Origin of the sequence: Sphingobium sp. (genome assembly GCF_048594625.1) — a bacterium.
Lineage (GTDB): Bacteria > Pseudomonadota > Alphaproteobacteria > Sphingomonadales > Sphingomonadaceae > Sphingobium.
In genome coordinates this window covers 1-14,440 of sequence record NZ_JBMDWL010000114.1, presented here as the reverse complement: position 1 = coordinate 14,440, position 14,440 = coordinate 1, and the positions used below count along the sequence as shown (strand labels likewise).

The following is a 14,440-nucleotide window of genomic DNA, read 5'->3' as shown; positions in this document are numbered from 1 at the left end:
CGCGCCGGTGATGGCGCGGGCGGCGGCAATGGCGGAAAATCAGCGTTCGATCTGGCTGACGTCGCGCACCGCGCCCTTGGCGGCATTGGTGGTCATCGCGGCATAGGCGCGCAGCGCCGGGGACACTTCGCGCTTGCGACCAAAGGGCTTCCACGCCCTGGCCCCGCGCGATTCCATCTCCGCACGACGCTCGGCCAGCAACGCATCGTCCAGATCGACCTTGATGACGCGCGCCGGGATGTCGATGACGATGGGATCGCCCGTCTGCACCAGCGCGATCATGCCGCCTTCCGCCGCTTCGGGCGACACATGGCCGATCGACAGGCCCGACGTGCCGCCGGAAAAGCGCCCGTCGGTGATGAGCGCGCATGCCTTGCCCAGCCCCTTGGATTTCAGATAGCTGGTCGGGTATAGCATTTCCTGCATGCCCGGCCCACCCTTTGGCCCTTCATAGCGGATGATGACGACGTCGTTCGCCTTGACCTCATTGCCAAGGATGCCCGCAACCGCCGCGTCCTGACTTTCATAAACCCGCGCCGTGCCGTGGAAGACGAGGATGCTTTCATCCACGCCCGCCGTCTTCACGATGCAGCCTTCGGGCGCCAGATTGCCGTAAAGGACCGCGATGCCGCCATCCTTGGAAAAGGCGTGTTCGACCGAGCGGATGACGCCCTGCTCACGGTCTGTGTCCAGTTCCTCCCACCGTTCCGACTGGCTGAACGCCACCTGCGTCGGCACGCCGCCGGGCGCGGCGCGATAGAAGTTGCGGACCTCTTCGCTGTTGGTGCGGCCGATGTCCCAGCGGGCCAGTGCTTCGCCCATGGTGCGGCTGTGCACAGTCGGCAACGACGCGTCGATCAGCCCGCCACGCTCCAGTTCGCCCAGGATCGCCATGATGCCGCCTGCGCGGTGGACATCCTCCATATGCACGTCGTTCTTGGCAGGCGCGACCTTGCACAGGCATGGCACCCGGCGCGACAGCCGGTCGATGTCGGCCATGGTGAAATCGATGCCGCCCTCGAAAGCGGCGGCCAGCAGGTGCAGCACCGTGTTGGACGATCCGCCCATGGCGATGTCCAGGCTCATCGCATTTTCGAACGCGGCGAAATTGGCGATGTTGCGCGGCAGGACGCTGTCGTCATCCTGCTCATAATAGCGCTTGGTAATGTCGACGATCAGGTGCCCGGCTTCGCGGAACAGCCGCTCGCGGTCGGCATGGGTCGCCAGCGTGGACCCATTGCCCGGCAGCGACAGGCCCAGTGCTTCGGTCAGGCAATTCATCGAATTGGCGGTGAACATGCCCGAACAGCTGCCGCAGGTGGGGCAGGCCGACCGTTCGATGGTCTTCACTTCTTCGTCGGTGTAGCATTCGTCGGCGGCAACGACCATGGCGTCGACCAGATCCAGCGCAACCTTCTTGCCGCGCACGATCGTCTTGCCCGCTTCCATCGGCCCGCCCGAAACGAAGACGACGGGGATGTTGAGGCGCATCGCGGCCATCAGCATGCCGGGCGTGATCTTGTCGCAGTTGGAAATGCACACGATGGCGTCCGCGCAATGGGCGTTGACCATATATTCCACGCTGTCGGCGATCAGGTCGCGGCTGGGCAGGGAATAGAGCATGCCGCCATGGCCCATGGCGATGCCGTCATCGACCGCGATGGTGTTGAACTCCTTGGCGACACCGCCCGCCGCTTCGATTTCCCGCGCGACCAGCTGGCCCAGATCCTTCAGATGGACGTGGCCCGGCACGAACTGGGTGAAACTATTGGCAATCGCGATGATCGGCTTGCCGAAATCCTCGTCCTTCATGCCCGTTGCGCGCCATAGGCCACGCGCGCCCGCCATGTTGCGGCCGTGGGTGGTGGTGCGGGAACGATAGGCAGGCATGACTCACAATCCTTCAGACAATGGTGCGGCCCCTCTACAGAGTGTAACGCCGGTGTGAAACATTTTATTCCTCATAGGCGGCAAATTCTGTCATTTTATTACGAGGTGCTTGCGGCGATGACGATCCCCATCCTGTCCCACGATGGGACCGGCCCGTCGCGGCGCCAAAGCCGGGCTGGCGCTGGCGGCAATCATGGTTAAGAAACCATTATGCCTTTTCCGCCTGCTTTTCTGCGTGCCTCTGCCCTGGCGTCCGTGCTGGGTCTGTCGCTGATGGCGGGCGGATCGGCCGATCCGGCGCAGGCACAGGCGCAGGTGGGGCAGGCGCTGGGGGAACAGGCGCTGGCGCCCGGCGGCTATCGCTGGCTGGGGGCGGGGCCATGGGATGGTCCCATCTATATGGTCATCAGCATCGAACGGCAGATGATCCATGTCTATAGCGGCGATCAGCTGATCGGCATGGCCAGCGTATCGACCGGGGCAAAGGGGCATCGCACCCCGACCGGCGATTTCCCGATATTGCAGAAACGGCAATGGCACCGCTCCAACCTGTACAGTAATGCGCCCATGCCCTTCATGCAGCGGCTGACATGGGCCGGCATTGCCCTGCATGCCGGGCATAATCCGGGCTATCCCGTCAGCCATGGCTGCATTCGCCTGCCCTATGCCTTCGCGCGGCAGCTGTTCGCGCTGACGCGTATCGGCATGCCGGTGGAAGTGACGCAGGGGCGCCTCAGCGCCGCGCTGAAATATGATGCGCTGATCCTTGGCGATCCGGGCAGCAGCGTCGTCACCTTCACGCAGGACCGGCCGGGACCGGCGCGCCCCGCCATGCCTCCCGCGCGGATGGACGACGTCCCGATGCTACAGGTCGATCCGGCGATTTTCGGCAGCTGGGGACGTCGGGATCGTTAGGCCGCGTTCGTCGTTCCTTCGACGGCGCTTTCCCTGGGGCCGGTCATCCCGCATGACGGGTCGCCACGCCGGTTGAAGGAGCATCGATGCAGGCCGATCCACGACAGCCATATGCGCATCCCCATTCGCCCTTGCCCCGGCGATCCCTGGCGGTGGCGGCGCTGTCCACCATCGTCGAATGGTATGACTTCACCCTCTATCTCTATTTCGCGACGGTGCTCTCGCGCATCTTCTTCGGCGGCGGCGCAGGGGGGCTGGGGGATGCGCTGGCGGGCTTTGCGCTCGCCTATCTGATGCGGCCGGTTGGCGCGATCGTCTTTGGCCATATCGGCGATCGATACGGGCGGCGGCGCACGATGATCCTGTCGATGGCGATGATGACCGCCGCGATGCTGGCGACGGCGATGCTGCCCACCCATGCGCAGGTCGGCCCGGCGGCGGGATGGCTGATGATCGGCCTGCGTTGTCTGATGGCCTTTTCCGTCGGCGGCGAATATACCGGCGTGGTCGCCTATCTGCTGGAGGGCGCGCCCAATGATCGCCGCGGGCTGGTGACTTCCCTTGCGTCGGCGGCCAGTGAAGTGGGCGCCCTGCTGGCGGCTGGCGTGTCCGCGCTGACGGTCGCATCCCTCAGCGAAGCGGCGCTTGCCGGATGGGGCTGGCGCATCCCGTTCTTCGTCGGCGCGGCATTGGCCGGGATCATCCTTCTGGCCCGATCCACGATGGAGGAATCCCCGGACTTCCTGCGCCAGCAACGGGCCGCCACCACGCCCACATCGCCGCTGCGCCACAGCCTGCGCCATCACCGCGCGGCCATCGGCCGGGGTTTCGCGATTTCGGCGCTGGGGTCGATCAGCTATTATGTCGGCATCACCTATGTGCCCAGCTTCCTGTCCGCCATGGGCGCGACCGGCGAAGCGGACGCCCTGTGGCTGTCCACGCTGGCGGCGCTGGCCGTCATCATGGTGACGCCGCTGACGGGCTGGTTGACCGACCGGGTGGGGCGCAGGCCGGTGCTGGTCGGCCTTGCGATCGCGGGCGTCCTGTTGCCGATGCTGCTGTTTCTGATGATGCAGGGCGGTTTCGCCATGGCGCTGGCGGGCGCGGTGCTGCTCGCCTGTCTGGGCGGCGCGGTCAGCGCGGTCGGCGCGGTCGCCACCGCCGAACAGTTTCCGGGGGAAGGGCGCCTCAGCGGCCTGGCCTTCGGCGCGACCAGCGCGACGGCGCTGTTCGGCGGGCTGACACCGTGGCTGGCGCATCATGTGGTGGAAGGCAGCGGCTGGGCGGCGGCGCCCGGCGCGATGATCGCGCTGGTGGCGCTCTGCGTGCTGCCGGTGCTGATCGCCCTGCCGGAAACGGCACCCGGTAAAATGAGGCCGGAAACGGCGCCGCGCAAAATGAAGGCGGCCGATCCGTCGCCGGACTGGCCGCCTGTATCATAGTAACGCGTTCGGGGCGTTATGCCGCCTGCGCCGCATCCTCGCTGGCGGGCAGGCGGATCAGGTAATCGAACGCCGACAGGGCCGCCGTCGATCCTGCGCCCATGGCGATCACGATCTGCTTATACGGCACGGTTGTGCAGTCGCCCGCGGCGAAGATACCCGGCTGGCTGGTTTCGCCACGCGCGTCGATCTCGATTTCGCCACGCGGCGACAGGGCGATCGCGTCCTTCAGCCATTCGGTGTTGGGCACCAGACCGATCTGGACGAAAATCCCTTCCAGTTCGATGTCATGTTCCGTGCCATGGTTGCGATCCTTGTAGGACAGGCCCGTCACCCGTTCGCCATTGCCGTCCACCTTGGTGGTCAGCGCCGACGTGATGATCTTCACGTTCGGCAGGCTGGCGAGTTTCCGCTGCAACACCGCGTCGGCGCGCAGCTGGCTGTCATATTCGATCAGCGTCACATGGGCGACGATGCCGGCAAGGTCGATGGCCGCTTCCACGCCGCTATTGCCGCCGCCGATCACCGCCACGCGCTTGCCCTTGAACAGCGGGCCGTCGCAATGCGGGCAATAGGCAACGCCCTTGTTGCGATATTCCTCTTCGCCCGGCACGCCCATCTGCCGCCAGCGCGCACCGGTGGACAGGATGATCGTGCGGCCTTTCAGCGACGCGCCATTTTCCAGCACGACTTCATGATAACCGCCCTCGGTCCTGGCCGGGATCAGCTTCGCCGCCTTTTGCAGGTTCATGATCTCGACATCATAATCCTTCACATGGGCTTCCAGCGCGGACGCCAGCTTCGGCCCTTCGGTGCGCGACACCGAAACGAAATTCTCGATGTCCATCGTGTCCAGCACCTGACCGCCGAAACGTTCGGCCGCCACGCCGGTGCGGATGCCCTTGCGCGCGGAATAGATGGCGGACGCCGCGCCAGCGGGACCGCCGCCGATCACCAGCACCTCGAACGGATCCTGTTTGCGGATCTTTTCGGCTGCCTTGGCTTCCGCGCCACTGTCGATCTTGGCGACGATCTGTTCCAGTTCCATGCGGCCCTGACCGAAAGGTTCGCCGTTCAGGAAGATGGTGGGCACGGCCATCACCTTGCGCGCGTCCACTTCGTCCTTGAACAGCCCGCCGTCGATGGCGACATGGCTGATCCGGGGGTTGAGCACGCTCATCAGGTTCAGCGCCTGCACCACATCGGGGCAGTTCTGGCACGACAGCGAGAAATAGGTTTCGAACGCGAAATCGCCGTCCAGATCCTTTACCTGCTGGATGACGTCCTGCGCCGCCTTCGACGGGTGGCCGCCGACCTGCAACAGCGCCAGAACCAGCGACGTGAACTCATGCCCCATGGGTAGGCCGGCAAAGGTCACGCCGATGTCGGTGCCGACACGGCGGATCATGAAGCTGGGCTTGCGCTTGTCGGCGCCCGTCACGACGCTGACCTTGTCGGACAGCTGCGCGATGTCGTTCAGCAATTCGCCCATTTCGCGCGACTTCACGCCATCGTCCAGCGACGCCACCAGCTCGATGGGCTGCGTGATGTTCGCCATATAGGCCTTCAACTGGCCCTTGAGATTTGCATCCAACATCTTGTGCTACTCCATGGGGTTGGCGCGCCGCTGCGGGGCACGCACGCATCGGGCGGAAAAGTGGAAACCGGTTTTTCCAAAAACCTGATGCGAAAACAAAAGCTCTCCTGTTGCCGGGATGGTGCGACCCGAAGGCCCGGCAAGGAAGATAGTCATGAATTTCGGTATAAAAACCCCGCCGGGCCGGGGAGCGTTCTGCTCGACCCGGTCCGGCAGGTGCCTTCTCAGGACTTTATTTTTAGATCTTGCCGACCAGGTCGAGCGAAGGAGCCAGCGTTTCGGCGCCTTCTTCCCACTTGGCGGGGCACACTTCACCCGGATGGCTGGTCCAGTACTGAAGCGCCTTCACCTTGCGCAGCAGTTCGGCGGCGTTACGGCCGACGCCTTCGGGGGTGATTTCAACCAGCTGGATCACGCCTTCGGGATCGAGCACGAAGGTGCCACGATCGGCCAGGCCGACGCCTTCGCGCAGCACGCCGAACTGGTTCGAAATGTCGTGGTTCTGGTCGCCCAGCATGTAATAGTTGATCTTGCCGATGGCGGGCGAGGTGTCGTGCCATGCCTTGTGGCAGAAATGCGTGTCGGTCGACACCGAATAGACTTCGACGTCCATGCCCTGCAGGGTGGGGTAGATGTCGGCCAGATCTTCCAGTTCGGTCGGGCACACAAAGGTGAAGTCGGCCGGGTAGAAGAAGAATATGGCCCACTTGCCCTTCACGTCGGCATCGGTGACGTCAACGAACTTGCCTTCCTTGTAGGCGGTCGCCTTGAAGGGCTTGAGGGGAGTGTTGATAAGAGCCATGGGCTGTCCAGTTCCTTTGGAGGGTTGCTGTTGCCCCACCCATGTAGGGAAGCGGATGATTCGTGGGAAATTGCTTTTCTCGGATGTGTTAAGTGAGAAAAACGATCAATGCCTGTCGAATTGATCGAACGATCCGTCTTCAACCTGTAATATCGCGTTCATGGCCTCCTCGACCATCGCCTGCGCCTCTTCGGGGGAAAAGGCCGACCGGTCGAGGCACAGCTCCAGCCACAGCCCGTCCACCAGCGCCGTCAGGCTGATCGCTGCGATCCGCGTCTGCGCCGGGGTCAGCGCCGGGGCGGCGGCGCGCAGCCTGTCTTCCAGCTGGGCCCGCGTCGCGCCATAGACTTCGGCATGGATGGCCGCGACCGCCGGGTCGGACTTCACCAGACTCCAAAAGGCGATCCAGGTCGCAAGCAGATCGGGATCGAGAATCGGTTCGCGGAAATTGGCGAGCAGGCAGGCGCGCAATTGCGCATGCGGATCATCGCCCGCCGCCTCGATCGCCGCGTCCAGCGCCGCCGACACGCGGGCGCCTACATCGGAATAGGTTGCCAGGATCAGCGCATCGACCCCGTCGAAATAATGGGTCAGCAGCCCGGACGAAACGCCCGCCCGCGCGCAGATGCCGCGCACGGATGTTCCGCCCACGCCTTTTTCCGCCAGGCATCGCGCCGTCGCGTCGATCAGCGCCTGACGCCGCACATCGGGCGCGGCCCGCACGAAACGCGCCCTGCTCTTGCCCCCTTCGATACCTAGGCTGCGACTGTCACTCATATATAGTCCCCCCATATATGCCTTTGGGCGCAGACGGGGCGGCTGGCAAGGCGTCGTCTCTATGCACCTGTATGATTGAGGGATCATAACGGCCCGTCCAATGGTTCTGGCCGGGTGGTTCCGACATGTTGAATAAGGAGATGAACCGATGATCCGTACCCTTTCGCCGCTGTTGCTGCTGCCCGTGCTCCTAGCCGGTTGCGGCAAAAATGCGGAGAATGTGGCGGTGGCGAACAACAGCGCCAACGGCGCCGCCGCGGTCGAAACCTTCGATGAAAGCGACGCCGCGCCGGTCGGCAATGACGGCGTGGCTGCGCGGCCGGTCACCGACGACTGGGTCGGCAAATGGACCGGGCCGGAGGGGCTGTTTCTCGACATTCAGCCTTCGCCCGATGGCAAGCCGGGCCATTATGCGCTGACCAACAAGGATAATCTGGACCGTCAGGGCGATTATCAGGGCGTGGCCAACGGCGCGACTATCCGCTTCGTGCGCGACGGGAAGGATCTGTCGATCCGTCCGGGCAGGGGCGATGAAACCGGCTTCAAATATCTGGCGGGCAAGACCGACTGTCTGATCGTGCTGCCGGGTCAGGAAGGCTATTGCCGTTGAGGTGAGAAAAGGGCGGGCAGGGCATCGCTCACCCGCCCGTCCTTCACTCGCCCCGCTGTTACCCGCCCAGGCCCTCCAGTGCGGAAAAGCGTTGCGACCATAGCGCGCCATGGACCGCCATCCACTGGATCACCGGGCCAAGCCCCTTTACCCGCGCGGCATACCATGTCTCGCGCCCGGAACGGCGGGCGGTCACAAGGCCCGCACGTTTCAGCTTGGCCAGATGGCGCGACACCATCGGCTGTGACACGCCAGACATCTGCGTCAGGGCAACGACATTCTGTTCCCCGTCCCGTACCAGCTGTTCCAGCAAGGCCCGGCGCGTGCCGTCGGACAGGGCCTTGAACAGTGCATCGGTGGCGGCCCCGCGATCGGCATTTTGTGATTCACTCGTCATCGCGAATTCATAATCAGATAGTTATGAATTGGTCAAGTTTCGGGCGGCGACTCGCCTGATTTTCGCCGTTAACGAAAAAAGTGACTGGCCCGGCAATGGCGAGTCTTTTGTGTCACACCGCCCGATATTGAGTCTGGCGCGACTCGACCGACTCAATATCTTGTGTGTGCCCCTTTCGTTCTCATGGCTGTCAGGCAATGTCTGAACGTCCCTGCCTAAGCCGCTGATCTTGACGGCGGACTCCCAAGGACTCATCGCTTGGCTTCAAGACGATAGGGGGCTTTCCACATGGGTGTTATGGAGCGCGTCGCAGCGCCGCGACGGAAAAAGGCGATTGCGCCCGTAGAGATCGAGGCCAACCGCCTGCTGCGTGGCGACTGCGTCGCCGAAATGGCGAAGCTGCCCGACGCCTGCATCGACATGATCTTTGCCGATCCGCCCTATAATCTCCAGCTGGGCGGCGATCTGTTCCGCCCGGAAGGCAGCCGGGTGGACGCGGTCGACAATGACTGGGACAAGTTCGACACGCTGGGCAGCTATGATCGCTTTACCAAGGCATGGCTGCGCGAAGCGCGCCGCATCCTCAAGCCCAACGGCTCGATCTGGGTGATCGGCAGCTATCACAATATCTTCCGCGTCGGCACCGCGCTTCAGGATGAAGGTTTCTGGATTCTCAACGACATCATCTGGCGCAAATCCAACCCCATGCCCAATTTCAAGGGCACGCGCTTTACCAATGCCCATGAAACGCTGATCTGGGCCAGTCAGGGTGAAGACGCGAAATATACGTTCAATTACAAGGCGATGAAAACGCTGAACGATGAGCTTCAGATGCGGTCCGACTGGGTTCTGCCCATTTGCGGCGGTCAGGAACGGCTCAAGCGCAACGGGACGAAGGCGCACCCCACGCAAAAGCCCGAAGCGCTGCTCTATCGCGTCATGCTCGCCTGCACCAAGCCGGGCGATGTGGTGCTCGATCCCTTTTTCGGCACCGGCACCACCGGCGCCGTGGCCAAGCGCCTTGGCCGCCAGTGGATCGGCATCGAACGGGAAGACGATTATATCGAGGTCGCGCTGGAACGGATCGAAGCGGCATTGCCGCTGGACGAATCCTCGCTCACCATCATGCAGACCGCGCGTCAGCAGCCAAAGGTCGCCTTCGGCACGCTGGTCGAAACCGGCTATCTCAATCCCGGCACGCTGCTGATGGACAGCAAGCGCCGCTGGCAGGCGGTCGTGCGCGCCGACGGATCGCTCAGCGTCGGCACCGACAGCGGCTCCATTCACAAGATGGGCGCCACCCTTCAGGGCGCGCCCAGCTGCAATGGCTGGACCTTCTGGCATGTGGAGGTGGATGGGAAGCTGGCCGCCATCGACACGCTGCGCCAGACCTATCTGCTCGCCAACGAACCCTGAGCATTTTGAAGCCATCCGGCACGGATGGCGGCTCGCAAAATGCGATAAAGAATAGACATCAGCCGCATTTTGAAGCCATCCGGCACGGATGGCGGCGCGCACAATGCGGCTGGGAAAAGACATGCGGAGCATGGTCCGATCGAAACCGATCGGACCATGCTCCAAGCCTTCCTGCGCAATGCCGTCAGGAGTGGACGAAGCCGACGTCCCAATCCTCAACCCACTCCGTGCCTGAGCGGGTCGCGGGCCTCTCGCGCCGTTCGCTGTTGCCCTGTGGCTTTGCGCAGGGCAAACGGGAACATAGATGACACTTCCGCCCCACGCCCGCCTGTACCTCAAACCCACATGGTTCGTGCCCACCCCCATCGGCCTGCCTGATGGCAGCGTCGCGCGCATGGCCAATGGCCTGATCTGGTTTCAGGCCTATGAGCTGACGGCGTTCGACGGGGCGCGTCCCATTTTGCGCGAAACCGTGCCGGTCGGCGGGCTGGACGCGGCGCTGGCACAGATGCCCGACAGGCTGGCGGAACGGGGGCGCAGGCTGGCGGCGAACATCTCCGCCCAGCGCGCGCCGCTGATGCTGGCGGGGCGCACCATCCGTTTCGACGCGCCTCAGGTGATGGCGATCCTCAACATCACGCCCGACAGCTTTTCCGATGGCGGCCGACATATGGACGATCCGCAGGCGGCGGCCGATGTCGGCTTCGCCATGGCGGCGGCGGGCGCGGCGCTGATCGATGTCGGCGGCGAATCCACCCGACCCAAAGCCGCGAAACTGTGGGAAGGCGACGAAATCGCCCGCATCGTGCCCGTCATCGAACGGTTGGCGGCGGCGGGCGTCGCGGTGTCGGTCGACACCCGCCGCGCCGCGGTGATGGAGGCGGCACTGGCCGCAGGCGCGGGGATCGTCAACGATGTCAGCGCGCTGGCCCACGACCCGCGCAGTCTGGACGTCGTGGCGAAGGCGGGCTGCCCCGTCATCCTGATGCACGCCCCTTCGGCCGGGGACGACCCGCATGACAATCCCCATGGCTATGGCGATGTGGTGGCCGATGTGTTCGACCATCTGGAAGCGCGCATCGCGGCGTGCGAAGCGGCGGGCATCGCGCGGGACCGCATCATGGTCGATCCGGGGCTGGGCTTTGGCAAGACGCTGGCCGACAATCTGGCGCTGGTGAACGGTCTGGCGACCTTTCAGGCGCTGGGCGTGCCGCTGCTTTTTGCTGGCAGCCGGAAACGGCTGATCGGCGCGCTTTCGAACGAAGCCCCGCCGTCGGAGCGTCTGGGCGGGTCGGTCGCGCTGGCCTTCCGCGCGGCGCAGCTTGGCGCGCAAATGGTGCGGGTGCACGACGTCAGGGAAAGCGTGCAGGCGCTCCACCTTTGGCGCGGTCTGGCCGATGCAGGCCTTAGCGCGGTCTAGGATCGGTTTCGATCGGAATGACGGCCATAGTCCCTCACCTTCAGGGGGGGAGGGGAAGCGTCGCGGCAACGACGATGGCAAAGACAAATCGGAAGCGCGCTTGGCTCGCCCTGTTCAAATGATCCATGTGCTTTGTCTGAATTTAAAGGGACGGGGCCAGAGGCAGGAGCCGCGCCACAAACTGTCCTACCGCACCATCCTGTGATAGGGGTGACAGCAGATTCTCCTACATCATGTCGTGCGCAACAAAATGTCCCGCTTCTGTTCTGAAATGTCCGAATAAGCGGGAAATGTGCGAAGTTAAGCGAAACGCCCGCCGTCTTCCGGCCGTAAATCAGGCCAGCGCCCTCCCGTAAAATCGCGTATCGACCGCCATGCGGGGAAAGGCGATGGGCAACGCTTCGACGGGCACCGGGGCAAAGCCATTGCGTTCGTAAAATCGATGCGCCGCCACGAACAGATCGGTGGTACCAAGCCAGATCTGCTGCACGCCACGATCCCGCGCATCCGTCAGCAGGCCATCCAGCAAGGCCTGCGCCACTCCGGCCTCACGTCCGCGATGCGACGCGGCGACGAACATCTTGCGCAGCGCGCCATGGCCCGCCCCGATGTCTTTCAATGCGATGGTGCCGATGATCCGGTCGCCGTCTGTCGCCACCCGGAAATCGCCATGGCCCGTTTGATAGAAGGCCGGAATATCGGTCAGGTCCGGCTGATCCTTCGCGGTGATGGCGACGCCATATTCGTCCCGCTGGATCGACAGGATCAAATCCAGCACCCCCTGCTGATCGGCAGGGGTAAAGGGGCGGATCGTCAGGCTCAGTTGGCGGGCTTCTTCGTGGCAGCAGCCGGGGCCGCCGCGTTGGCTGCTGGCGCCGGGGCGGCCTGATCGCCCTGCGCCTTGGCGGCGAACACGCGCAGGCTGGACAGCGTCTGTTCCGCCACGCCCTGATATTGTTCGCTCAGCATTTCAGGATAGACGAAAGTTGCGGTCACGATCGCGCCGTCGGGCTGCTTCAACAGCCGGATCGCCACATTATTGCCTTCGCCGTCATTGGCGGTGCCGCGATATTCATTGTCACCGATGAAATCGCCGTCGACGCCTTCCGCGCCGCTGCTGACCGCCTCGACAATCTGTTGCAGCGTCTGGTCATTGTCGTTCTTCTGCCAGAATACCCGAACGTCGGCCCCCGCGCCGGGATCGACATAGACTGCGCCGTCGGCATTGCTGGCTTCCTTGTCGACCGTCCATCCTTCGGGGAAGGTCACGGAAAAACCGCGATCCTGATTCACATAGTTGCGCGTGTCGCTGACCTCGTCCTGCGCATTGGCGATGGCGTTGGCCGCTGCGGCATTGGCGGCGGCGGCCAGTTCTTCCTGCGTCGGCATGTCGGCCACCGGTTCGGTCCGGCCACAGGCGGCGAGCAGCAGAACGGGCAGGGCGGCGGCGAGTGCGGCATGTTTCATGGCCAGACCCAAAGCATAGGCGCGCGGATAATTCAACGGGGCAGGCATGCTGCCCCGTTCATCCATTGCGGTAGGTCGTTGCAGCAGGCCGTTATAGCCTGTCGTTTCGGCAGGCCGTCGCAGCGCGGCGTTCAGGCCGAGCTGTCGATGCCCAGTTCGGCGAGCTTGCGGTACAGGGTCGAACGGCCGATGCCCAGTCGCCGTGCGACCTCCGTCATGCGACCGCGATAATGGCCGATGGCCAGCCGAATGACGTCCGCTTCGATTTCCGCCAGTTGCCGGACATGCCCGTCACCTTCGAACAGGGTGATGCCGGCGCCGTCGCGGTGCGGCTGGCTGGCGTTGCGCGGCCGCATCGGCAATATGCTGGCGCCCGCCTGAATATGGGCGGCGATCTGCGGAAAATCCTGCGGCGTCAGCGCGTCGCCCTCGCACAGCACGGCCGCGCGGAACAGGGCGTTCTGCAACTGGCGCACATTGCCCGGCCAGCCATGCTGCATCAACAGCGCCAGTGCATCGTCGGTCACGCCCAGGCTGCGCAGGCCCGGCTGGGTCGCGATGCGGGCCAGCAGGTGGCGGCTGAGCGCAGGAATGTCGCCCATCCGTTCGCGCAGCGGCGGGACGGTCAGTTGCACGACATTCAGACGATAATAGAGATCCTCGCGGAAACGCCCCGCTTCGACTTCCTCGATCAGCCTCTTGTTGGTCGCGGCGATGACGCGGACGTCGACATGGATCGGGCGGCGCGCGCCGATCGGCTGGACTTCGCCATCCTGCAACACGCGCAACAGCTTTACCTGTGCATCCAGCGGCATTTCGCTGACTTCGTCCAGAAAGATGGTGCCCATGTCCGCGCTGGCGAATTTGCCGACATGCCGGTCGAACGCGCCGGTAAAGGCGCCGCGTTCATGGCCGAACAATTCCGATTCCACCAGGTTGGCCGGGATGGCGCCGCAATTGACGGTGACCATCGCCTGTTTGTGGCGGGGGGATGCGGCGTGGATGGCGCGCGCGATGACATCCTTGCCGACGCCGCTTTCCCCTTCGATCAGGACGGGGACGCGGGCGCGCGCGGCCTTTGCCGCGATGGCCAGCGCCGCGCGAAACTGCGGGGCGGAACCCACCACATCTTCGAAAGACAGCGGCGCGGTGATCTTTTCGGTCAGTGGACGCAATTCGCCCGCGGCCGCGCCATCGGCCAATGTCGCGTTCAGCGCGGCGAGCAACCGGTCGGGCGCAATCGGCTTCGACAGATAATCGGTCGCTCCGGCCCGCATCGCCTCCACCGCAATGGCGACATTATTGTGCGCCGTCAGGATCAGGATCGGCAATGCCGGGCGGCGTTCGCGGATTTCGCGGATCAGGCCCGACGGCTCATAATCGGGGCTCCACTGGTCGAGGATGATTGCGTCCAGCATCATCCCGTCCTGCGTGCCCAGGGTCGCGATGGCGGTTTCCCCGTCGGCGGCAAAGATGGTCCGCCATCCCGCCCGCGCGCCCAGCGCAGACACCAGTCGTCGCTGCGCCGGTTCGTCATCGATCAGCATCAGCATCGGTACGCCGTCGCGCGTCATCAAGCCCCTCATTCGCAAAGTCGGGGCCATGGTAAGCGCAGGGGGTAAAGTTCGGCTTAACCGCGACGCAAATTTATACAGGGCGGGTTGAGGGCGTGAACCCTTGACGATAAGAGATGAAGAAAGAACCGAC

General features: G+C 64.1%; 13 protein-coding genes. 5 read left to right on the top strand and 8 right to left on the bottom strand.

What is annotated here, in order from left to right; translation table 11 throughout:
* Positions 1-39 precede the first annotated feature (39 nt).
* Entirely contained in the window at positions 40-1,890 is a 1,851-nt protein-coding gene (ilvD, locus tag ACOJSJ_RS14705; RefSeq protein WP_420145719.1) for a dihydroxy-acid dehydratase, read from the bottom strand.
* A 273-nt stretch (positions 1,891-2,163) separates the two neighbouring features.
* Here ilvD and ACOJSJ_RS14700 point away from each other — a divergent pair, with 273 nt between their 5' ends.
* Both ACOJSJ_RS14700 and ACOJSJ_RS14695 read left to right on the top strand, forming a co-directional pair.
* Positions 2,164-2,805: a L,D-transpeptidase family protein gene (locus ACOJSJ_RS14700; protein WP_420145744.1), complete on the top strand. Its 642-nt coding sequence runs from the start codon at positions 2,164-2,166 to the stop codon at positions 2,803-2,805.
* Between the two features lie 86 nt (positions 2,806-2,891).
* Positions 2,892-4,247: an MFS transporter gene (locus ACOJSJ_RS14695; RefSeq protein WP_420145718.1), complete on the top strand. Its 1,356-nt coding sequence runs from the start codon at positions 2,892-2,894 to the stop codon at positions 4,245-4,247.
* A gap of 16 nt (positions 4,248-4,263) precedes the next feature.
* Here the strand turns inward: ACOJSJ_RS14695 and ahpF are convergent, their stop codons facing one another.
* From ahpF to betI, 3 genes are all read right to left on the bottom strand, one after another.
* Positions 4,264-5,844 (bottom strand): alkyl hydroperoxide reductase subunit F, encoded by a 1,581-nt coding sequence (gene ahpF, locus ACOJSJ_RS14690; RefSeq protein ID WP_420145717.1) that lies wholly within the window; start codon positions 5,842-5,844, stop codon positions 4,264-4,266.
* Positions 5,845-6,082: 238 nt separating this feature from the next.
* Positions 6,083-6,646, bottom strand: coding sequence for an alkyl hydroperoxide reductase subunit C (gene ahpC, locus ACOJSJ_RS14685; RefSeq protein WP_420145716.1), 564 nt, complete (start codon positions 6,644-6,646; stop codon positions 6,083-6,085).
* Positions 6,647-6,751: 105 nt separating this feature from the next.
* Positions 6,752-7,423 (bottom strand): transcriptional regulator BetI, encoded by a 672-nt coding sequence (betI, locus tag ACOJSJ_RS14680; RefSeq protein ID WP_420145715.1) that lies wholly within the window; start codon positions 7,421-7,423, stop codon positions 6,752-6,754.
* A gap of 148 nt (positions 7,424-7,571) precedes the next feature.
* Between betI and ACOJSJ_RS14675 the strand changes: the two genes are divergently transcribed.
* Positions 7,572-8,033 carry a hypothetical protein gene (locus ACOJSJ_RS14675; RefSeq protein ID WP_420145714.1) on the top strand — a complete coding sequence of 154 codons (462 nt, stop codon included), beginning with the start codon at positions 7,572-7,574 and terminating at the stop codon, positions 8,031-8,033.
* Positions 8,034-8,091: 58 nt separating this feature from the next.
* Here ACOJSJ_RS14675 and ACOJSJ_RS14670 read toward each other — a convergent pair whose 3' ends face one another.
* Entirely contained in the window at positions 8,092-8,430 is a 339-nt protein-coding gene (locus ACOJSJ_RS14670; protein ID WP_420145713.1) for an ArsR/SmtB family transcription factor, read from the bottom strand.
* Positions 8,431-8,718: 288 nt separating this feature from the next.
* On the opposite strand from ACOJSJ_RS14670, the gene ACOJSJ_RS14665 reads away from it, so the two are divergent.
* Positions 8,719-9,846, top strand: coding sequence for a site-specific DNA-methyltransferase (locus tag ACOJSJ_RS14665; RefSeq protein ID WP_420145712.1), 1,128 nt, complete (start codon positions 8,719-8,721; stop codon positions 9,844-9,846).
* 304 nt (positions 9,847-10,150) lie between these two features.
* A complete protein-coding gene (gene folP, locus ACOJSJ_RS14660; RefSeq protein ID WP_420145711.1) occupies positions 10,151-11,266 on the top strand; it encodes a dihydropteroate synthase in 1,116 nt (371 codons plus the stop codon).
* Positions 11,267-11,600: 334 nt separating this feature from the next.
* Here folP and ACOJSJ_RS14655 read toward each other — a convergent pair whose 3' ends face one another.
* The 3 genes from ACOJSJ_RS14655 to ACOJSJ_RS14645 form a co-directional block, all read right to left on the bottom strand.
* Positions 11,601-12,044, bottom strand: a complete 444-nt coding sequence (locus tag ACOJSJ_RS14655; RefSeq protein WP_420145710.1) for a GNAT family N-acetyltransferase — start codon at positions 12,042-12,044, stop codon at positions 11,601-11,603.
* A gap of 41 nt (positions 12,045-12,085) precedes the next feature.
* Positions 12,086-12,733, bottom strand: coding sequence for a hypothetical protein (locus tag ACOJSJ_RS14650; protein WP_420145743.1), 648 nt, complete (start codon positions 12,731-12,733; stop codon positions 12,086-12,088).
* Positions 12,734-12,864: 131 nt separating this feature from the next.
* Positions 12,865-14,307 (bottom strand): sigma-54-dependent transcriptional regulator, encoded by a 1,443-nt coding sequence (locus tag ACOJSJ_RS14645; protein WP_420145709.1) that lies wholly within the window; start codon positions 14,305-14,307, stop codon positions 12,865-12,867.
* Positions 14,308-14,440: the final 133 nt, after the last annotated feature.